General features: G+C 39.9%; 22 protein-coding genes. 19 read left to right on the forward strand and 3 right to left on the reverse strand.

The annotated features are described in order from the left end of the window. The first annotated feature begins 34 nt into the window (after positions 1-34). The 9 genes from FR7_RS03095 to rsmI all read left to right on the forward strand — a co-directional run bounded on the left by FR7_RS03095 (position 35) and on the right by rsmI (position 8,962). Positions 35-1,504: an aminotransferase class I/II-fold pyridoxal phosphate-dependent enzyme gene (locus tag FR7_RS03095; protein ID WP_007938710.1), complete on the forward strand. Its 1,470-nt coding sequence runs from the start codon at positions 35-37 to the stop codon at positions 1,502-1,504. Further along, positions 1,505-2,188: a dTMP kinase gene (locus FR7_RS03100; protein ID WP_007951981.1), complete on the forward strand. Its 684-nt coding sequence runs from the start codon at positions 1,505-1,507 to the stop codon at positions 2,186-2,188. A 300-nt stretch (positions 2,189-2,488) separates the two neighbouring features. Next, positions 2,489-3,013: a guanylate kinase gene (locus FR7_RS03105; protein WP_007938714.1), complete on the forward strand. Its 525-nt coding sequence runs from the start codon at positions 2,489-2,491 to the stop codon at positions 3,011-3,013. Positions 3,014-3,219: 206 nt separating this feature from the next. After that, positions 3,220-4,578 carry an MATE family efflux transporter gene (locus FR7_RS03110; protein WP_237769489.1) on the forward strand — a complete coding sequence of 453 codons (1,359 nt, stop codon included), beginning with the start codon at positions 3,220-3,222 and terminating at the stop codon, positions 4,576-4,578. Between the two features lie 259 nt (positions 4,579-4,837). Beyond that, entirely contained in the window at positions 4,838-5,284 is a 447-nt protein-coding gene (locus FR7_RS03115; RefSeq protein ID WP_007938717.1) for a YaaR family protein, read from the forward strand. Between the two features lie 10 nt (positions 5,285-5,294). Further along, entirely contained in the window at positions 5,295-6,284 is a 990-nt protein-coding gene (holB, locus tag FR7_RS03120; protein ID WP_007938719.1) for a DNA polymerase III subunit delta', read from the forward strand. Between the two features lie 2 nt (positions 6,285-6,286). Beyond that, the gene (locus FR7_RS03125) at positions 6,287-7,102 is read left to right on the forward strand and encodes a PSP1 domain-containing protein (RefSeq protein ID WP_007938721.1); all 816 of its coding nucleotides are present in this window, start codon (positions 6,287-6,289) and stop codon (positions 7,100-7,102) included. Beyond that, positions 7,095-7,844 carry a tRNA1(Val) (adenine(37)-N6)-methyltransferase gene (locus FR7_RS03130; RefSeq protein ID WP_007938723.1) on the forward strand — a complete coding sequence of 250 codons (750 nt, stop codon included), beginning with the start codon at positions 7,095-7,097 and terminating at the stop codon, positions 7,842-7,844. The genes FR7_RS03125 and FR7_RS03130 overlap by 8 nt, the downstream gene beginning before the upstream one ends. Positions 7,845-8,071: 227 nt before the next feature. Then, on the forward strand, positions 8,072-8,962 hold the full coding sequence (gene rsmI / locus FR7_RS03135) for a 16S rRNA (cytidine(1402)-2'-O)-methyltransferase (RefSeq protein WP_007938725.1): 891 nt from the start codon (positions 8,072-8,074) through the stop codon (positions 8,960-8,962). 196 nt (positions 8,963-9,158) lie between these two features. Here the strand turns inward: rsmI and FR7_RS03140 are convergent, their stop codons facing one another. Continuing rightward, on the reverse strand, positions 9,159-9,413 hold the full coding sequence (locus FR7_RS03140) for an AbrB/MazE/SpoVT family DNA-binding domain-containing protein (RefSeq protein WP_007938727.1): 255 nt from the start codon (positions 9,411-9,413) through the stop codon (positions 9,159-9,161). A gap of 346 nt (positions 9,414-9,759) precedes the next feature. Here FR7_RS03140 and metG point away from each other — a divergent pair, with 346 nt between their 5' ends. The 5 genes from metG (at position 9,760) to rsmA (ending at position 15,428) form a co-directional block, all read left to right on the forward strand. Then, positions 9,760-11,679, forward strand: a complete 1,920-nt coding sequence (gene metG / locus FR7_RS03145; RefSeq protein ID WP_007951989.1) for a methionine--tRNA ligase — start codon at positions 9,760-9,762, stop codon at positions 11,677-11,679. 245 nt (positions 11,680-11,924) lie between these two features. Continuing rightward, positions 11,925-12,689: a TatD family hydrolase gene (locus FR7_RS03150; protein ID WP_007938730.1), complete on the forward strand. Its 765-nt coding sequence runs from the start codon at positions 11,925-11,927 to the stop codon at positions 12,687-12,689. A gap of 277 nt (positions 12,690-12,966) precedes the next feature. Next, positions 12,967-13,953, forward strand: coding sequence for a 3D domain-containing protein (locus FR7_RS03155; RefSeq protein ID WP_007938732.1), 987 nt, complete (start codon positions 12,967-12,969; stop codon positions 13,951-13,953). Between the two features lie 91 nt (positions 13,954-14,044). After that, the gene (rnmV, locus tag FR7_RS03160; RefSeq protein WP_017531244.1) at positions 14,045-14,569 is read left to right on the forward strand and encodes a ribonuclease M5; all 525 of its coding nucleotides are present in this window, start codon (positions 14,045-14,047) and stop codon (positions 14,567-14,569) included. A gap of 16 nt (positions 14,570-14,585) precedes the next feature. After that, the gene (gene rsmA, locus FR7_RS03165; protein ID WP_007938743.1) at positions 14,586-15,428 is read left to right on the forward strand and encodes a 16S rRNA (adenine(1518)-N(6)/adenine(1519)-N(6))-dimethyltransferase RsmA; all 843 of its coding nucleotides are present in this window, start codon (positions 14,586-14,588) and stop codon (positions 15,426-15,428) included. A gap of 56 nt (positions 15,429-15,484) precedes the next feature. On the opposite strand, the gene FR7_RS03170 is transcribed toward rsmA, so the two are convergent. After that, on the reverse strand, positions 15,485-16,270 hold the full coding sequence (locus FR7_RS03170; RefSeq protein WP_007938751.1) for a glycosyltransferase family 2 protein: 786 nt from the start codon (positions 16,268-16,270) through the stop codon (positions 15,485-15,487). A gap of 195 nt (positions 16,271-16,465) precedes the next feature. On the opposite strand from FR7_RS03170, the gene yabG reads away from it, so the two are divergent. Further along, positions 16,466-17,341 (forward strand): sporulation peptidase YabG, encoded by an 876-nt coding sequence (gene yabG, locus FR7_RS03175; protein ID WP_007951993.1) that lies wholly within the window; start codon positions 16,466-16,468, stop codon positions 17,339-17,341. Between the two features lie 230 nt (positions 17,342-17,571). Here the strand turns inward: yabG and FR7_RS03180 are convergent, their stop codons facing one another. Then, on the reverse strand, positions 17,572-18,180 hold the full coding sequence (locus tag FR7_RS03180; protein WP_007938753.1) for a DUF1836 domain-containing protein: 609 nt from the start codon (positions 18,178-18,180) through the stop codon (positions 17,572-17,574). 279 nt (positions 18,181-18,459) lie between these two features. Between FR7_RS03180 and FR7_RS03185 the strand changes: the two genes are divergently transcribed. The 4 genes from FR7_RS03185 to FR7_RS03200 all read left to right on the forward strand — a co-directional run bounded on the left by FR7_RS03185 (position 18,460) and on the right by FR7_RS03200 (position 21,091). Then, the gene (locus tag FR7_RS03185) at positions 18,460-19,068 is read left to right on the forward strand and encodes a TerD family protein (protein WP_007938754.1); all 609 of its coding nucleotides are present in this window, start codon (positions 18,460-18,462) and stop codon (positions 19,066-19,068) included. Positions 19,069-19,090: 22 nt separating this feature from the next. Further along, positions 19,091-19,672 carry a TerD family protein gene (locus tag FR7_RS03190; protein WP_007938755.1) on the forward strand — a complete coding sequence of 194 codons (582 nt, stop codon included), beginning with the start codon at positions 19,091-19,093 and terminating at the stop codon, positions 19,670-19,672. A gap of 31 nt (positions 19,673-19,703) precedes the next feature. Then, on the forward strand, positions 19,704-20,279 hold the full coding sequence (locus tag FR7_RS03195; RefSeq protein ID WP_007938756.1) for a TerD family protein: 576 nt from the start codon (positions 19,704-19,706) through the stop codon (positions 20,277-20,279). A 176-nt stretch (positions 20,280-20,455) separates the two neighbouring features. After that, complete coding sequence (locus FR7_RS03200; RefSeq protein ID WP_007938757.1) at positions 20,456-21,091, forward strand: hypothetical protein; 636 nt, start codon at positions 20,456-20,458, stop codon at positions 21,089-21,091. Positions 21,092-21,129: the final 38 nt, after the last annotated feature.

Raw genomic sequence — 21,129 nt, forward strand, 5'->3', positions numbered from 1 at the left:
CAGGTTTTACCTATTATAAAAGGAGGCGATAGGGTTGCGTTTGAGGCAAGCAGACACCCCTTTACTGGCTGCAATGCAGCATTATGTACAAGAGGAAGTGATTCCTTTTCATACTCCAGGGCATAAGCAAGGTAAAGGAATGCATCATACATTAGAAAGAATAATAGGCAGAGGTACCCTGGCCTTGGATTTGGCTTTAATGGAAGAATTAGATGATTTTCACGAACCCTATGGCTGCATAAAGGATGCTCAGGAGCTGGCTGCACAGCTTTATGGTGCGGATCATAGTTTTTTTGTTATCAATGGTACAACGGGCGGAATTTATGCAATGATATTAGCTGTTGCCGGTCCAGGAGAAAAAATTATCGTGCCCCGTAATGCTCACCGCTCTATTATTGGCGGGATTATCTTAAGTGGGGCGATTCCAATCTTCATGCAGCCAGAAGTTGATAATGACTTAGGGCTGGCTATGGGAGTTACGCCAGAAACGGTAGAGAATACAGTGCGCCAGCATCCGGATGCTAAAGGAGTACTCATTATTAACCCTAATTATTATGGGGTTGCTGTAGATTTAAAAAAGATTGTAAATCTTGTTCATGAACATAACATGGTGGTGCTGGTAGATGAAGCTCATGGTCCTCACCTGCGTTTTAGCAATCGTCTGCCGATACAAGCTTTGGATGCCGGGGCTGATATTTGTGCCCAGAGTACTCATAAGATTATTGGTGCATTGACTCAATGCTCCTTAGTTCATTGCCGGGAGGGACGTATTCGTGTTCCTCATCTGAAAGCAATGCTGCAGTTGACTCAGTCTACCAGCCCTAACTATATTATGTTGGTATCCTTAGATGTAGCTCGTATGCAAATGGCTTTAGAAGGTACGAAGCTCATTGAACGATCCATTGCCTTAGCCAATTGGACAAGGCAGGAAATTAATAAAATACCTGGTTTATACTGTTTTGGTTCGGAGAAAAAGGGGAATCCCGGAATATATGATTTAGATCCAACGAAGGTTACTGTTACAGTTAAAGGACTGGGATTAACAGGTCCTGAGGCAGAGCGGATTTTACGTCATCAGTATAAAATACAAGTTGAGCTTTCGGATTTATATAATCTTCTTTTTTTAATTACCTTAGGGGATCGGGAAGAAGAAGTACATCTGTTGGTGGCAGCTCTTCGGGACATGGCAGAAAAATATGCAAAGGCTTATGACTTTTCCTTATTAGAACGCTGCATTCATGCACCATATCCAGTAGCGCCTCAAGGTATTTTATCTCCTCGTGAAGCTTTATTCGGCAACACCTGCATGGTACCTTTTGCTCATTCTGCAGGAATGATTTGTGCTGAAATTGTCACCTTTTATCCTCCCGGTATCCCTGTGGTATGCCCGGGAGAGAGGATAACCCAGGAAATTATCGATTATTGTCAACTGCTTCAGCAAAGTGGCATGCATGTGTCTGGACCAGAAGACTATACATTAAAAACAATTAAAGTGGTGGATTAAATGAATGGTAAATTAATTATTATTGAAGCCGGAGATGGCAGCGGCAAAGCAACGCAGACAGAAAAACTATATCATCGTTTGAAAGAAGAAAAAAGAACAGTACGCAAAGTGAGCTTTCCGGACTATAAAAGTAGTTCTTCAGCACTAATAAAAATGTATCTCAATGGTGATTTTGGCAATCGTCCTGATTCGGTAAACCCTTATGCTGCTTCCAGTTTCTATGCAGTAGACCGCTATGCATCCTACAAGCAGGATTGGGGTGATTTTTATAAACAGGGCGGCATTATCATTGCCGATCGTTATACTACGTCCAATATGGTGCATCAAGCTGTAAAAATTCATGTACAGGAAGAAAAGGATGCTTTTTTAGATTGGCTCTGGGACTTAGAATTTGTGAAATTCGGTTTACCGATTCCAGATGGTGTGATTTTTCTCGATATGCCGCCAATGTACAGCAAAATTCTTAGAGAAGAGCGTGCTAAAAATAACGGGGAGCAAACTCCTGATATCCATGAGCGAGATGAGCAGTATTTAGAGGACTGCTATAGTAACTATTGTGCTATCGCCGATAAGTATCATTGGCATAAGATTTCCTGCATTCATCATACACAATTAAAGACAGTGGACGAGATTCATGAAGACGTCTACCAATCGGTACAAAATATACTGGCAAGGAACAAGTAAAGTTTCAGCTTATTGAAAACAGGGCTTACGCAGAGAACGTGTACTGCTATAAAAAGTAATGAACCGCGAAGACGCGGAGAAATGCAAAGAACGCGAAGGACGTATTGTGGATAGTTCGTGTTTGACCCAGCCTTCGTTGCTTCGCGTCTTCGCGGTTCAAAATGCTTTATTTTTTAATAGTTAATTTTCTAAAAATTGCGTTTATTAATGAAAACAAGCAGGATTATCGATAATATATGTACAATGTAATACTATACGATACATTTAGATAATAATGGAATTTGCATGGGGGGAATGAGTATGCTGATTGTTCTGCTTGGTCCGACTGGATCGGGAAAAAGCACAATTGAAAAGAAAATAGGACAGAGTGGAATACATAGGCTGAGGTCCCACACTACTCGTCTGAGGAAACCCGGAGAGTCTGAAGATGCCTATTATTTCGTCAAAAAAGAAGAATTTAAAAAAGTGGATTTAGTAGAAAGTGTACTGTATAAAAATAGCTTTTTTGGACTGAGTCGGGAAGAAGTAGAAATTGCAGAAACCAAGGATTGTGTAGTGACTCTCGACTGGAATGGAGCTCAGCAAATTAAACATCGCATTCCATTTGCAGTTACCATATTTATTGATTGTCCAATGTACCAGCTGGAAAAACGCTTGCCAATTGAGATAGATAGTGAAAAACGCAAAAAAATTATGGAGCAGGTAGTGCTGGATTCAAAATGCGCTGCTAACTGTGATTATATTGTGAGAAATTATGATGGGCAGCTGGACGAAGCTTGTGCTCAAATATTAGAAATTTGTCGCCAAAGTAAAAAAAGCGACTAATTCAGGTAACGGATGGTTAATATAAAAGGTAGAAACTATTAAATTATATAGTTTCTACCTTTTTTACGAAGAATAGAAAGTATGCTTTCTTATCTATTTTTTCTTTGTGCTCTCTGCATCTCTGCGGTTAAAAAAGGTAGAAATTTTTAAAAATGGAGACCATTATTTTATAATAGGGAAAGCTAGTGTTATAATAAAAAGGATGAATGACAGAAGCTGGAGGTACCATGGATCGCTCACATTCTCTCGGGGAAGAAAAGATATCAACTCTATTGTGGAGATTTTCGCTGCCAGCAATTATCGGGATGGTAGTTAATGCTTTTTATAATGTTATCGATAGTATATTTGTAGGGCGTGGCGTAGGTGAAATTGGTCTTACGGCAGTTACGATAGCCTTTCCAATTATGATTGTATTAATGGGTTTTGGGATGTTGGTAGGAGTAGGGGCCGCTGCAGTTGTTTCTTTGAGAATGGGAGAGAAGCAGCAGGAGCAAGCGGAAAAAATATTAGGGAACGCCTTTACTCTTTCCATGCTATTATCGGCAGCTTTTACGGGATCGGTCTTGCTGTTTCTAGATCCGATCTTAATAATGTTAGGCGCAGAGCAGGATGTGCTGCCTTATGCCAGAGAGTTTACAAGAATTATTGTCCTTGGCAGTCCATTTATGTATATTGGTTTTGGTTTGAATAATATAGTACGTGCTGAGGGAAATCCTCAAATGGCCATGTCCACTACACTCATCTCTGCAGGATTAAATATTGTGTTAAATCCTTTATTCATATTTACGTTCCATTTAGGAATTGGTGGCTCGGCCTTAGCAACTGTGATATCCCAAGGAGTATCAGCCATATGGGTGTTAGTCTATTTTTTGCGGGGCAAAAGTGTATTAAGGCTGCGAAAAAAGAATTTCTCCTTAGATAAAAAGATTGTTCGCAGTATTTTCGAGATTGGAATGTCGCCTTTTTTAATGCAGATTGCTTCAAGTTTGACCACGGTTTTGTTCAATTATACGTTATTACGGTATAGTGGAGAATTGGCAGTCGCTTCCATTGGAATTATCAATCGAATGGGCATGCTCATGTTAATGCCTATTTTTGGGATTAGCCAAGGGCTTCAGCCAATCATTGGCTATAATTATGGAGCAGGGAATTATGATCGGGTTAAGAAAGCTTTAAAAATAGCAATCGGTGCTGCAACTTTATTTTCGACAGTCGGCTTCTTAGTCATTCAGATTTTTGATAAACAGATTATTATGCTGTTCAATGATAACCCTGAGCTGATTTTATTAGGGTCTGAGGCGATGCGGATTAATTTGTGTATGCTTCCGGTCATTGGTTTTCAAATTATTGGTGCTAATTATTTTCAGGCAGTGGGTAAGGCTGGTTATGCCATTGTACTTAGTATGTCGCGGCAATTACTTCTATTAATCCCTTTAGTCTTGCTATTACCAAGGCTGCTGGGCTTACAGGGGGTTTGGCTGGCAAGTCCGATAGCAGATTTCTCGTCCGCTTTGTTAACTGGCATATTCTTATTTCGCGAGCTTCGTAAGTTGAGCCAAAAGTAATGGATAGTTGGCACTGAAGTAAGATGAGTCATGTAAATATGACAAAGATAATTTTGCAAGTTAAAAGCATAAATTGATTATTTGCTGGAAAACAATTATAATTTAGATGCAATCCTATGTTTGTCTAATGATGAAGTTCATAAGCCCGAATGGTGCTTGCTCAAATAGAGTTAGCACTCCAGCAAAGAGCAGATCTTTTCTTTATGAAAGTATTATAGTAAAGCTAGTGTATATTATAGCTTGAAAGGCAGTGACCTACATGAAAATAAATAATCTAGGAGCTACCCAAATACCTTCACTGGTGGAACGGGATGGGGGGAGCAAGGCGGAAAGATCCTTAAGTCATTTTTCTTCTGATCTACTTAAAAGCCAAGATGGGCAATCTCGTGAGAGGTTAAATCAATTATTGGCGGAAATAGATAAACGCGGTAAGCGTTTAGGGGAAGTGCCAACCTATGCTGAACTCAAGAAATATCGGGAAGTCATAAGGCAATTTGTCGGTGAAGCTGTGGGACGTATGTATACATTGCAATCCCAGCAGGGGTGGGATCGCCATGGGAGGCAGAAGGTGTATACAATCATCAAAAAGGTAGATGCTACCTTAGATAGTCTGACAGAAGATGTACGCCTGGGAGAAGAACGTCAATTGGATATTCTGGCGAAACAAGATGCGATTCGTGGCATGCTAGTCGATCTGTATACATAGAGGTGCAACAATGAAGTGGACCGATATCATTGGGCATAAAGAGCAGGTAACCATGCTGCGTCATATGGAGAGCAGCAGACGTATGCCTCATGCTGTTTTATTTGCAGGACCTAGAGGCATTGGGAAAAACCTGGTGGCGAATGTCACTGCGGCAGCTTTATTATGCAGCGATCAAGAAGAGCGCCCTTGTGGCCGCTGCCATTCTTGTCAGCAAATATCCTATGGCAGTCATCCCGATTTTCTCCTCATTGCCCCTGATGGAACCAATATTAAGATTGAACAAATTCGAATGCTGCAGCAGGAATTGTCAATGGCATCTTTTAGTGGAAAGCGACGCGTCTGCATCATTGATGGTGCTGAGCTCATGACGACTCAAGCTGCCAATAGTCTGCTAAAAGTTCTAGAAGATCCTCCTGGGGAAATTATCTTTCTTTTATTAGCAGCCAATAAGCAAGTGCTGCTGACTACGATTATATCTCGATGCATGGTGATTGCTTTTCAGCCTTTAGCAGACGAGCTATTGGCTCAGGATTTAATGGCTAAAGGCTATTTGCCAGAAACATCGGAAGTGGCCGCCCGCTTAAGCGGCGGTCGAATGGGAATTGCACTTGCTCTTTTGGAACCTGAAGGTCTTGCCCTGCGTAATCAGGCTCTGGAAATGATCCAAAATCTAATGGATTCCAAACTGGAAACGGTTTGGCACTCAGCTGGAGTATTGGAGAAAATGGAACGTAATGATATTTTGGAATTTATAAAGTATGTAACTTATATCTTGCGTGATATACTATTGCTTGTTACTGGACAGGGCAAGCAATTGTTATTTAATATAGATGTTGCAGAAGATTTGTGTGAAGTAGCGGATATGTGGAGCGAAAGGCGGCTAGTAACAGCCATTAGGGCAGTGGAGTCAGCTAGGCGGGCTTTGCTGGCCAATGCAAATACAAGGCTTACAAGTGAAGCGTTATTGATAAGAATATATGACTTAGCAAGGGAGGTTTGAAGGTGGAGACAGTAGTCGGAGTACGTTTTAAAAAAGCTGGCAAGGTATATTATTTTGCACCTGGTGAAATTGTCCTGGTGGCAGGAGATTTTGTAATTGTTGAAACTGCCAGAGGGTTAGAATACGGAGAAGTTGTTATTGGACCGCGTCAGGTAGGAGAGGATGCTATTGTAGCACCATTAAAAACCGTACAGCGTAAAGCCACTGCCGAAGATGGCGCTAAAGTGGAAGAGAATAGAGAAAAGCAAAAAGAAGCCTTCTCTACTTGTGAGCAGAAGATCAAGGCTCATAACTTAAATATGAAGTTAGTGGATGTAGAGTATACCTTTGATGTCAATAAAATCATTTTTTATTTCACGGCAGAAGGACGTATTGATTTTAGGGATCTAGTAAAAGATTTGGCAGCTGTATTTCGTACTCGGATAGAACTTAGGCAAATTGGAGTTCGGGATGAAGCAAAAATGATGGGGGGAATTGGTTGCTGCGGCAGACCTTTGTGCTGCTCAACGTTTCTCGGAGATTTTGAACCAGTGTCTATTAGAATGGCTAAGGATCAGAAGCTTTCATTGAATCCAACCAAAATTTCTGGCATATGCGGGCGATTGATGTGCTGCTTAAAATATGAGAATGATTCCTATGCACCTTGCTGCAAGAAAATTCCTGCACCAGTGGTCGGGCGGGAAGTCATAACTGTAGATGGAGAAGGAAAAGTTACATTTGTAAATCAAGGGAAGAAGAATGCAACGATTCTGCTGACAAATGGTAATACTGTTATTATTCCATGGGAAGAAGTAGTGGAAAAGGATATAAATGTGTAATCCGGTGGTGATTGGGGCGGAAGAACGTATCGATGATTTGCTGATCGGTCAGTTGAAAGTGATTCAGCATGAAAAAGAATTTTGTTTTTCCTTAGATGCAATACTGTTATCGCATTTTGCCACCGTGAGACCAGGTGCTAAGGCCGTGGATTTGGGAACAGGAACAGGTGTGATCGCCCTTCTTCTAACGGCAAGGGGTGCGGCTCATGTAACTGGCTTAGAGTTAAGCCAGGCTATGGCGGATATGGCAGAACGCAGTGTTCTCTTGAATCAGTTGGATGAGAAAGTAAAGATTATACAAGGAGACTTGTGTAAGATAAAAGATATATTGCCCTCAGAAGGATATGATTTGGTAGTGTCGAATCCTCCCTATCGTCCAGTGGGTGGTGGTTATATGAGTCCGAATGATAATGTGGCTAGAGCAAAGCATGAGGTTACAGCTGCCCTAAAAGATGTGGTGGGCGCTGCACGGTATTTGCTGAAGTATCGTCGTGGGCGCTTCGCAATGGTCCACTTACCGGAACGTATGGCTGAGATTTTAACTGCGATGAGCCAAGCTGGTATTGAACCTAAGTTATTGCAGTTAGTATACAGCAGTATCGATAAAAAGCCTACCATGTTATTAGTAGAAGGGGTTAAAGGGGCAAGTCCGGGTCTTACAATCCTGCCGCCTCTTGTAGTTTATAAGCCTGATGGCACTTATAGCGATGAAATCGCGAAATATTACAAAGAATATCGATAATAAAGTTATTGGCTTTAGGAATTATAAAACGAAGCACAAAGGTCACACAAAGACTTTTTTACTATCATCTCTCTTTGTGTCCTTCGTGCTTTTAAATATTTCATTTTTTTTGCTATACTGAGCAATTTATAATTTTTTTTACCTTATCTATCTTTTCTCAGTGTTCTCTGTGCCTCTGTGGTTTTTTTACTTTATATGTTTCAAAGAACGCATCAGCGTTTTTAAAAATGTGGTTAATGCCTTATAAAAAGGAAGTGGATGTATTGCTGGAGAATGCTGGTGTCTTATATTTGTGTGCAACACCCATTGGGAATTTGGAAGATATGACGTATCGAGCGGTGCGTATATTAAATGAAGTGGAAGTGATTGCTGCAGAAGATACGCGTCATACGAGGAAACTGCTCAGTCATTTTGAGATTCATACTCGGCTGATCAGTTATCATGAACATAATAAAGTGGCGAGAGGACCGGAAATCATTGAGCGATTAATCACAGGTGAGAATGTAGCGGTAGTGAGTGATGCTGGATTACCGGGAATTTCTGATCCAGGATCTGACTTAGTAGAATTGGCGGTACAAGCAGGTATTCGGGTAGTGCCTCTGCCTGGTGCAAATGCAGCATTGTCTGCACTTGTATCTTCTGGTTTAGATACAACCTTATTTTCTTTTCTTGGTTTTTTGCCCAAAAATAAAAAAAAACGGCGTGAATTATTGGCTAGTTTTGCAAACTCGCCTTATACAATGGTTTTTTACGAGTCACCCCACCGCATAAAACAGACATTGGCTGAGCTAAAAAATGCTTTTGGCGATCGCCCTGCGGTGGCAGCTAGGGAATTGACTAAAAAATTCGAAGAGTTTATTCGTGGTACGATAGAAAGTTTAGTAACTCATTTTACTGAAAATGATCCAAGAGGGGAGTTTACCCTTATTGTAGGAGGTCGCAAAACCGATCAAAGTCTTGAAGCAGATACGGATGAACAGGAACAGCTTTCTATTGAAGATGCTGTCATTGAACTAATGGAAACTGGTGTGGCTAAAAAAGATGCCATTAAAACCATTGCCCAACAAAGAGGCCTACCTAAAAGGGAAGTCTATCAGGCAACATTAGAAATAGAGTAACAGCTGCGAGTATTGTATAAGTTCTTTTGGAGAAAAAACACGTAACCGCGAAGGCGCGAAGAGGCGAAGTTAATAGGCCGGGAGAGTATGTTTACTTCGTGTACTTTGCATTTCTTCGCGTCTTCGCGGTTCAAAAAAGTTTTTTCTAATTTTGGGCAAAAAAAAGAAGAGGTTATTTATAACCTCTTTAAAATTCTTAAACAGCTTTTGTTACCATTGCATCCAGGCATTCTTTGCAGATATTTTTATTTTTAAAGACAGTCACTTCATCCGCATTGCCACAGAAAACACATGAACAAGCTGGTTCATATTTGCGTAAGATGATACGGTCGCTGTCTACATATATTTCTAGAGCGTCTTTTTCTTCAATGGAGAGTGTACGGCGCAATTCTATTGGAATAACGACCCTGCCAAGCTCGTCCACTTTTCTTACAATACCAGTTGATTTCATTATAATTAATTCTCCTCTCATTTCAACAACATTCGACAAAATATGTCCAACTAAATAATACCAAATTCTGATGGGGTTGTCAACCTATTTTTACCATATCAGTAAATATGTTGTACGGTATTACAATAATTATTGTCAGAAAAAGACGAATGGTGCAAAGTCTCTAGAATAGTTCGACATAAGTGTATATTCTTGGTAAAATAGGGACAATAATAAAAAAGTATGATATTTTTATGTTTGTCGAATTATGACATGGATTTTTATCATTTTTAGTTATGAAAAGTACAATTATAAAAAGACCATCTTTTGTTACCAATTTAACATTATGGGGAGGCTTATTACAACCGTGGAAAAGAAACCATTTTATATTACAACGCCTATTTATTATCCGAGTGATCGCTTACATATTGGTCATGCTTATACAACGACCATTGCTGATGCGGCTGCCAGGTATAAAAGACTGGCAGGATCAGAAGTACTCTTTCTCACTGGATCAGATGAACATGGTCAAAAAATTCAGCGCAAAGCGGCAGAACAAAATGTGACACCGATTGCTTATGTTGATAAAATTGTTGATTCTTTTCAGCAATTATGGGAGAAATTAAATATTTCTCATGATGATTTTATTCGTACAACAGAGCAGCGTCATCATGATGTTGTACAAGCTATTTTCCAAAAAATTTATGATAAAGGTGATATTTACAAAGCTGCTTATGAAGGCTGGTATTGTACGCCTTGCGAGACCTTCTGGATGGAACGCCAGGTTGCAGAGGGGAAGTGTCCTGACTGCGGACGACCAGTAGAAATCGTGCAGGAGGAAAGTTATTTTTTCCGCATGTCTAAATATCAGGACCGATTGCTTGCCTATATTGAAAACAATCCCGATTTCATTCAGCCTGTATCTCGCCGTAATGAGATGCTGAATTTTATTAAGGGGGGTTTAGAGGATCTTTGTGTTTCTCGCACAACCTTTGACTGGGGGATTCCCGTACCCTTTGATACCAAGCATGTCGTATATGTATGGTTTGATGCATTAACCAATTATATTACTGCTGCAGGTTATCTAGATGATCGGGAGAAATTTGCTAAGTTCTGGCCGGCTGACATACATTTAGTCGGAAAGGAAATTGTACGTTTTCATAGTATTATCTGGCCGATTATTTTAATGGCTTTGGATCTCGAAATACCCGCAAAGGTATATGGACATGGGTGGTTAATCATGGAAGGCGACAAAATGTCCAAATCCAAAGGCAATGTAATTGATCCGGTTACCTTAATTGAAGAGTTTGGTCCAGATGCAATTCGTTATTTTCTGCTGAGAGAGATCAATTTAGGAATGGATGGGAATTTCTCCAGAGAAGCTCTTATTAATCGAATTAATGCTGATTTGGCAAATGACTTAGGAAACTTATTACATAGAACGTTAAACATGATTGGACGTTTTAATAGTGGTGTGATTAAAGCAGCTGGAGATGTAGAAGAACTAGATCACCAGTTGGCACAATTGGTACAGAGTACTGTGATCCAATATGAAAAATTTATGGATGTTATGGATATTAATGCAGCAATCAAAGTCGTTTGGGCATTGATCAGCCGCACCAATAAATATATTGATGAAACGGCTCCCTGGGCATTGGCTAAGGATGAGGCGAAGCACTCCCGCTTAAATACGGTGCTGTACAATTTGGCAGAGACGCTGCGAATTATAGCAATTTTGATTACTCCTTTTATGCCGGTTACAGGACCAAAGATTTGGGGGCAATTGGGGTTAACCACTGATTTTAAAGCTGTTACCTTAGAGGATGTTAAGGGTTGGGGAAAACTATCCCCAGGTATTGTCGTATCGAAACCTGAACCGATCTTCCCGCGAATTGAAGATAAGGTTGTTGAAGCTGCGTCAGACCAAGGGAAGCAGCAGTCAGCAGCGGTACCTGATGAAAATATCTCTGAAGTTAGCATTGATGAATTTGCAAAAATGGATCTTAGAGTCGTCACCGTACTCGCAGCCGAAAAAGTGGAAAAGGCTGATAAGCTCTTGAAATTGACGGTGGACTTGGGCACCCAGCAGCGCACTATTGTTTCAGGCATTGCCAAGCATTACACACCAGAGGAATTAGTAGGTCAGAATGTAGTCATGATTATTAACTTAAAGCCAGCGAAAATTCGCGGTATCGAATCTCGTGGCATGGTTTTAGCGGCTTCTTGTGATGATCAATTAAAAGTAGTCACCGTTCCCGGAATGCCCGCCGGCAGCAAGGTGAAATAAGATTACATAAGAAAGCGCCTGCTATAGGCGCTTTCTTATGTAATAGGATAAAAATTTATGTTGTCAGGTGGCAAGATGGAAAACGTTATGAACCACAAAGGCACAATGCCGCTGACGCGGCACACAAAGGAAAAGAAAGCGCCAAATTATAAATAACCCTTTGTGTCCTTTGCGCCTTTGTGGTTCGATTGTTTTATAGTTCACGTCCCATTTTCTTAACATAACAAGTACGAGGAGTGTTAACCATGTTATTTGATTCTCATGCACATATTGATGATGAAAAGTTTGATATCGATCGTGAAGAAGTAATCCAAAGAGCGATCGATAATGGTGTAACAGGGATTATTAATGTTGGGGCCTCGATGGAGTCCTCTGCTCGTTCCATTGCCCTGGCAGAAAAATATGAAGGTATTTATGCTGCTGTCGGTATTCATCCTCATGATGCTAAAGATGCTTTAGATACAGATTATGAACAATTAGTCCGTTGGACTGCTCTTGATAAGGTGGTTGCCATTGGAGAGATTGGTCTGGATTATTATTATGATTTTTCACCGCGAGAGGTACAACGTTCGGTATTTATTCATCAACTTGATGTAGCTCGTCAAACAAATATGCCTTTTATTATTCACGACCGAGATGCTCATGGTGATGTATTGGAGATTTTAAAAAAAGAAGCCAAAGGTTTAAAAGGTGTGCTGCACTGTTTTTCAGGGAGTTTGGAGATGGCAAATGAAGTCATAAAGATGGGGCTGTATGTTTCCATAGCCGGTCCTGTTACCTTTAAAAATGCAGCAAAGCTTCCGGAAATTGTGACCAAAGTTCCATTGGAATATTTATTAGTAGAAACCGATTCCCCGTATTTAACACCTCAGCCATACCGAGGCAAGCGTAACGAGCCAGCTTATGTAAAATTGGTGGCCGAACAGGTTGCTAATTTACGTGGTATTGAGTTGGATGTTTTGGCAAAAGCGACGAGTGAAAATGTAAAAAGATTATTTGGAATATCTTAAGAATAACAGAATATATTAACCTATGGGAGAGTATTTTTAATAAAAGATATTCTCTTTATTTTTTTGTAAATTTTAAGGAAAGGACATTGTAGTTTTATATTCTATTTAAGGGGGCTGACGTCAGAAAATACGTTGGGTTCAAAATATTGACAAGTATGTAACGCAGGAGGTATAAAAAAGGATATTTTGGTAAATAATATAGGGAAAGCTAGAAAAAAACTAGACAATACGAATAAGTCATGGTATAATACTCAAACGTTTGAAAAGGAGGTATTTTATGACTTATATTGAGTTGAAAAAAGTGTTTTTTCGACAAAAAATGCTACCCCTATTTCTCGCGCTGTTCACTGTTTTATTGGTGGCGACAGGGTTCATGTTTGCCAACAAAAAAGTACACATTGCCGTTGACGGCACTACCATAATGATTAGCACACTACATAGCAAACCTCAAGATGTTTTAGTACAGGCTGGAATTCATTTAGATCCGAAAGATGAATATCGTCTGTCAACAAAGAAATTAACGGATGGTAGTACCATTTCGGTATATCGTGCTGTACCTGTTACGGTAACCTATCAGGGAAAAACTGAGGTGATCGTCACAGGGAAGCCTACAGTGGGGGAATTGGCAGAAAGCTTAGGAATGAACATGGAAAATACTAAGCTGGTGCCAGAGGGGCAAAATAAAATAGAAGCCGATATGTTTATTCAAGCCATTACGCTAACCCAGAAAGAGGTTGAACGTGATGTGGTAGAGCGATTTACTGTTATGAGGCAGCCGGATTCAACCTTGGAAAAGGGGGTTGAGAGGGTCATTGAAGAAGGGCAGGATGGAGTTAAAACGATTGTTGCTCGTATTCATTATGCTGATGGTGTGGAAGTAAGTGCAGAGCAACTAAGTGAAAAAATAAAAGAGCCGCCAAAACCACAGGTTATTCATGTAGGTACTCGTGATGTGGTTGATACATCACGTGGATCGATGCGATTCAGCCGAGTAATGGCAATGGAGGCCAGTGCGTATCTGCCAACAGATGGTTCTGTTGAGGGAATAACTGCAACCGGTGTGAAGGCGCGTCGCGGTATTGTAGCCGTTGATCCCGATGTTATACCTTTGGGAACCAGAGTGTATGTTCAGGGATATGGTTTAGCTACGGCTGCTGATGTTGGTGGTGCAATTGTTGGCAATCGTATCGATTTGTGTATGGAAAATGACAGTGAAGCCTGGAGATTTGGTAGAAGATCAGTAAAAGTTTATATTCTTGACTAACAGGGGGTATACTCCCTGTTCTTTTTTTGATACTATAATATGGATACTTTTGATTGCAAAGTAAGTAGAAAGAGAGAAAGTGGTAGGTAAGATGATTAAAGAAGTAATTATTGTTGAAGGTAAAAATGACATACATGCGGTGAAAAGGGCAGTAGAGGCTGATTGTATTGCAACAGGCGGTTTTACATTGGCACCTCATAGCCTGGAGAAGATTTCCCAAGCTTATACGAAGCGTGGTATTATTATTTTGACAGATCCGGATAGTGCTGGTGAGCGGATACGCAATTTTTTAAGCCAGCGTTTTCCTGAAGCCAAGCATGCCTTTGTTCCCAAAGAAGACGCCATTGCCAAAAATGATATTGGCATTGAACAGGCATCGAGTGAAGCGATACGCGGTGCTCTTGCCAAAGTGCGGTATTTGGAGTGGCAGCCAAGTGAGGAATTTATGTGGTCTGATATTATGCAGTATGGACTTAGCGGTACCCAAGATGCCTCGGCCAAACGGGCAATTGTGGGTGCCAAACTTGGCATTGGCTATGCGAATGCTAAAACCTTTTTACAGCGTCTTAACCATTATGGCGTAACCCGCGCCGAATTTGAACAGGCGGTACAATAACATTGGAGGCAGTAATATGAAACAGCCGACTATAGCAAATAAAGATGTAACCTTACATATTTTAAAGCGATTTGGAATCCGGATGAGCAAAAAGCTCGGACAGAATTTTTTAATTGATGAGCATGTGGTTCAAAGTATCGTGAAGGCCGCCAATATTACCCAGGATGATGCTGTGCTGGAGATTGGTCCGGGAATCGGCACTTTAACCCAAGGATTGGCAGAAGCTGGTGCGGCTGTCACGGCTGTGGAAATCGATCGAAGATTGATCGAGGTACTGGCAAAGACACTGGAAGGTTATGAAAACATTCGAGTTGTTCATGGTGATATCTTGCGTATTGATATTGGAAAAGAAGTAGCGGCCCCCAGGTATAAGGTGGTAGCAAACTTACCCTATTACATTACAACACCAATTATTATGGGGCTGCTGGAAGCGCACATGCCTGTAGATATTCTAGTCACCATGGTGCAGAAAGAAGTTGCTCAGCGTATGGTTGCTGTCCCTGGCACGAAAGATTATGGCTCCTTATCCGTGGCAGTTCAATACTACACCAAGCCTGAGATTATGTTTATTGTACCACCGGCTTCCTTTATTCCGCCTCCCGCTGTTGATTCAGCAGTGATTCGCTGTACTGTGAGAGAAAAACCGCCAGTAGAGGTAAATGAAAGAATTTTTTTCCGCGTGGTAAAAGCCGCTTTTGCTCAACGTCGTAAAACCTTGTCGAATACTCTTAAAACGACAGGTGTACCTGCTGAGACCTTAAAAGTAATATTAGAAAAAGCTGGTATTGATGGTGGGCGTCGTGGTGAGACGTTATCCTTAGAAGAATTTGCTGCGATTGCTAATGTATGGATACAGTAAAAATAATAGCTGAAGAGCCCCTGCTTGTTTTTGCGGCAGGGGCTCTTCTTAATTTTTTATGGATTTAAAAAATGATCTAATACATCGAAACGACGTTCATTATGGTAGCCGGTATAGGTCTTGTTTTGCCACTGACGAGTTCGAGGCGCATTTTGGAAGACGCTGATAGCCTCTAAACAATCGCCTACAATGGTTTCAATGATTTTTGCACAATGGATATGAGTTTTTAGGGATGAACCTAATTGATAATGAGGAATGGTAGTAGCCACGTCAATTTTTAGTTTATTCATTCTGGATAAAGCCATAGTTACAGGTGGAATAGCCAATTCGCGAAGTGGGATTGTGGATAAAAAACGTCGTGAAACAGCATGAGGACCGTGAGAAGGCGTTGCTAAATTAATTTTTTTGTCTAAACCAAGTTCTTTATTTAGATTGAGCCTCCATTGAAAGGTGGGGTTATAACGTTCAATATGTCGTGGTGGTGCAGGATAGCAATTCGTTAGCGCCAAATCTAAATGTTTGATTAAGATCCCGTCAATGAGTTCGGTTAGGTTTTCTGCAAATGTCCCTACCATGTCGCCGTCCACAAAGGCCACTACATCGCTGCCTAATGCTAATGCTACCTTTGCGCCGATAGCCCGAGGGATGTCAATACCTAGACGTTCGTGGAAGTAAAGAATTTGTAATTTTGGGATGCCAATTTGTAATACTTCATGCATGGTAGAATCATTGGAACCGTTTGCGACTAGAATAATGTGATCAATTTGGAGTGTACTTAAGTTTTGTAGAACTGTTGCGATACGTCCAGCTTCGTTCTTGGCTGGAACAACCACAGTGATCATGCGCCATCACCTCGAAGATTTTGAGTGCGGTGCATGTGGCTCCTAAAGGCCACAGGTGTAATACAGTATATTGAGAAAAGGTCTTTTTGGTTACCCGCCAAATGCAGAAGTTACTGAAATATATTGGAAGGTTTTTTGGGTGTGGCACTTTTTTTTTATGCTACATAGTATGTAATAAGTAAGGGGGGGATAGGGGTGGCTAATGTAGCAGTAGGGGATTTAGTAATTCGGAAATCTCATGGCGGTGATATTGTTTTTAAGGTAACTAATATTTATGAGGATAATACAGGGCAATCACATTGTACATTAAAAGGAATGCATTTGCGGTTAGTAGCAGATGCGCCGTTAAGTGATTTAGAACGAGTGGGAGCAGAACACCTGCGTAATGAAATATTGCATATGGAAAGTGTGCATAATGATACATTGAAAAGAGTCTTGATGCGTCGCAGTATGGAAAGGGAAAAAGTGAATAACATCCGAGCAGAGCACGCGAAAAAGTATGAATACTTTGAATTGCCGGGTCGTGTACTGCATCTGGACGGAGACGAAGAGTATCTTGCCATGTGTTTAAAAACCTATAATCAAATGAATATCGATGCAGTTGGTCGATGTATTGAGGAATCAAAGCAGCCAGAGCATGTGATTGCTTTAGTGGATGAGTATCGTCCTGACATTTTAATTTTAACTGGTCATGATGCGTTATTAGGAGGTGGCAAAAAGGATTTCAAAGATATTAATAATTATCGTAACTCCAGATATTTTATAGAATCCGTCAAGAAGGCTAGAATTTTTGAACCATCAAAGGATGATCTGGTGATTTTTGCTGGTGCCTGCCAATCTTACTTTGAAGCCATTTTAATAGCAGGGGCTAATTTTGCCAGTGCTCCGACTCGGATTTTTATTCATGCTTATGATCCTGTGTTTATTGCAGAAAAAGTTGCATTTACTCCTATCAATCGAACGGTCGATATTGGTGATGCCATCACTGCATCCGTAACAGGTGCTGATGGTGTGGGAGGGATTGAAACCCGGGGGAAATTTAGATTAGGCTTACCAAAGACTCCTTATTAAAAATAAATACTTATGTGAAAAAAGAAAGCCCTAGCAATGATGCTGAAAATCATTGACAAGGGCTTCTCAATAGTCTAGAAAGTTGATAATAAAATGCATAAGGTTATAAAAACAATCAATCGCGAAGGTCGCAAAGAAATGCGAAGAACACGAAGGATATTATGAATACTTTATATTTCTTCGTATTCTTCGCGTCTTCGCGGTTCAAAATGTTTTATTTTTATACATCGTCAGTCTTGCACTTTAAAATAGGTATCGATCATTTCTTCGGCAAGCTGTTTGGCGGCAGTAGCTTCGGCTACCAGCAGTAATACCGTTAAAAATTTTTCTACCATATCTTTATTTGCGTTGTTTTCGAAGGGATTATTGATTTTTTCGCAAACTCTATTAAAGCGATCCTCATAATCATTACAAGCATCGAAGTACTCTTCTTTTTGAAACTCTAAAAATGCTCTGTAAATATCATCAAGGGCAATAATGGATGTTTTTTCTTCCGGATGGCCTAGGGTTCTTAAAATTGGATTAAAGATGGTTTTCACATCATCTAGAGAAAGAACTTGTTTGAGGTGGTAGATTAGACTTAACAGGATAATGTGATTCTTGTCATATTTCTTTTTGTCCGAAGGATTGAGTAAGCCATTCTTAGTATAATTATTAATCATTGCTTTCGTGATTGCAACGCTGGTTTCATCTCCTTTACGGCGATGGTTCAGTTTGCTGTTTAGTAATTCTGTTACTTGGTCTGCATATTGTTTAATAGAAGGGATATCTTCCACTTTTAACTCATTATCAAGTAGTTTTGTTGCAAAACCTTCTAAAACTGATTTTGTTATTTCCATGTTATACACCTCATTTGTATTATAATATTTTCTAATGCTAGATGTCAAAATTATTATAATTATATTATATGAATATAAATACTAGGTATTGAGATACTAATAGAAAAATAGCTTAAAATGGAGAAAAAAATAGATAATTATGTTGAATTGTGACAACTACATCTAGAAATAATACAAAATAAGTATTGTAGTTTTTAAAACTACATGATATTATATTTATATTACAATTTTAAATGGACAAAACCACGTAATGGGATTTTGACATGAAGGGGGTCAATTATGGCAATTAGTTTACAAAAGGGTCAAAAGATTGATTTGACCAAAGGCAATGCTGGACTTTCTGAATTAGTTGTTGGTTTGGGATGGGACCCAGTAGAACAGTCTGGTGGCGGCGGTTTTCTAAGTGGCTTATTTGGCGGTAAAAAGGCTGAATTTGATTGTGATGCCTCTGTTTTATTGCTGGATGCTAATGGAAAATTTACGACCAAAGAAAATGTTGTATTCTTTAACAACTTAAAAAGCCCTTGCGGCAGTGTTACTCATTTGGGGGACAATCGTACTGGCGGCGGTGATGGTGATGATGAGCAAATCTTAATCCAGTTACCAAAGGTACCAGCAAATATTCATAAAATCGTATTTGTCGTCAATATCTATGATTGTCAGAAACGTAAACAAGACTTTGGCATGATTAAAAATGCTTTTATTAGAGTCGTGAATAAATCGGACATGCAAGAGATAACCCGTTATAATTTAACAGAAAGTTATGCTGGTAAAACAGCACTGATTGTGGGCGAAGTGTATCGCCATCAGGGAGAGTGGAAGTTTGCCGCTCTTGGCGAGAGTACGCAGGATCTTTCGATTAGTGCTGTAGTTAAGCGATATAGTTAATAATAAACAGGGGGGTAATGAAATGGCAGTAAGCTTAAGTAAGGGACAGAAAGTAGATTTAACCAAAAGCAATCCTGGTTTGAAGAATATTATTGTGGGGTTAGGCTGGGACACCAATAAGTATGATGGCGGCCATGATTTTGATTTAGATGCATCTGCATTTATCTTAGGAGAAGCCGGAAAAGTGAAAGATGAAAAGGATTTTATCTTTTACAATAATCCGACAGGGGCACAAGGAGCAGTGGTACATACTGGTGACAACCGCAGCGGTGTGGGCGACGGAGATGACGAGCAAATCAAAATTGATATTTCGAAAATTCCTGCTGATGTGCAGAAACTTGCGTTTACCATTACCATTCACGATGCGGATGCTCGTAAACAAAATTTTGGACAAGTTGCCAATGCTTACGTTCGCGTACTCAATGAAGAAACAGGTGCAGAGCTCATTCGCTATGATTTAGGAGAAGATTTCTCCATTGAAACGGCGATTGTCTTAGCGGAAGTGTATCGCAATGGCAGTGAATGGAAATTTAATGCCATCGGCAGCGGTTTCCAAGGCGGTTTATCAGCACTTTGTACAAACTTTGGTTTAAGTGTTGCTTAATAGAAATTTAACTTAATTTAGGAGGTAGTTTATGGGTATCAATTTAAGTAAAGGTGAAAGAATCAATTTGTCTAAAGAAGCACCTAGTTTGAAAAAAGTTGGTGTAGGTTTGGGTTGGGATACAAACAGCACGGATACGGGAGTTGATTTTGATTTAGATGCTTCTGTCTTCATGTTGGGGGCAAATGGGAAAATACCAAGTGAAAAAAGCTTTATCTTTTATAACAACCTAACTTCTCCTGATGGTGCAGTTAAGCATACTGGCGATAATCTTACGGGTGAAGGCGATGGAGATGACGAAACTATCCTTGTAGAACTGGCCAAAGTGGATAGTGGGATTAATGAATTGGTGTTCGTTGTTACCGTTCACGAAGCAGAAAAGAGAAGACAGAATTTTGGTCAGGTACGTAATGCTTTTATTCGTCTTTATGATCAAGATACGAATAAAGAAGTTGCAAAATATGAACTGGATGAAGATTTCTCTAAAGAAACTGCCATTGAGTTTGGCAAGTTATACAAAAAAGATGGACAATGGAGATTTCAAGCTGTAGGCCAAGGGTACAATTCTGGTTTGCAAGGATTTGTTGATAAGTATTTTGAAGGTTAAATAGCAGCTGCTATAAAAAGGCACGAGGCGTTAGGCCGCTACCGCGGACACAAAGAATACAAAGAGGATTGGTGTCTGCTTTGTATTCTTTGTGTTTTCCATTATTTACCTTATGATGTGATAGTGGTATAATGCAATAAAGTCGAATTGAAAAATAGATAGAAAGGATTATGGATATGAGCTTTTTTGATAAAATCGACATGACGAAGAAAACTAAAATTCCAGCAGCAATCAACCTTTCCAAAAGCGGCGACTCTCATGCAATTGATCTTAATAAGAAAACCGGGGAGCTGCGAGTTAATTTGCAATGGGATTCAACGATAGAGAAAAAAGGTATGTTTTCTTTTTTGTCCAAATCCACCCTGGATCTTGATTTAGGTTGTATGTATCGTTTAAAAGACGGCAGTCAGGGCGTGATTCAGGCATTGGGAGAATTATTTGGCTCTTTGTCCTCTTCTCCCTATATCGCTTTGGATAAAGACGATCGAACAGGACTGAGTGCAGATGGTGAAAACTTACGATTTACCAAAATGGAAGCATTGGATTTTGTTATCGTCTTTGCTTACATCTATGAAGGAGCCCCTAATTGGGAATCTGCTAAAGGTGTAGTTACGGTCAAGCAGCAAAGCGGTGCTGATATTATCATTCGTCTCGATAATCCGGATAAAGGTAAAATCATGTGTGGTTTAATAAAAATTGAAAATAAAAATCAACAATTAGTTGTGACAAAATTAGAAAAATATTTTGGTGGTCATAAAGAATTAGATAAGGCTTATGGTTTTGGCTTTAATTGGACTGCTGGCAGAAAATAGTGATGAAATGACCAAGAACAGTTGATTTACGGTGGAGG

The sequence above is a fragment of the Pelosinus fermentans DSM 17108 genome (assembly GCF_000271485.2).
GTDB lineage: Bacteria > Bacillota > Negativicutes > DSM-13327 > DSM-13327 > Pelosinus > Pelosinus fermentans.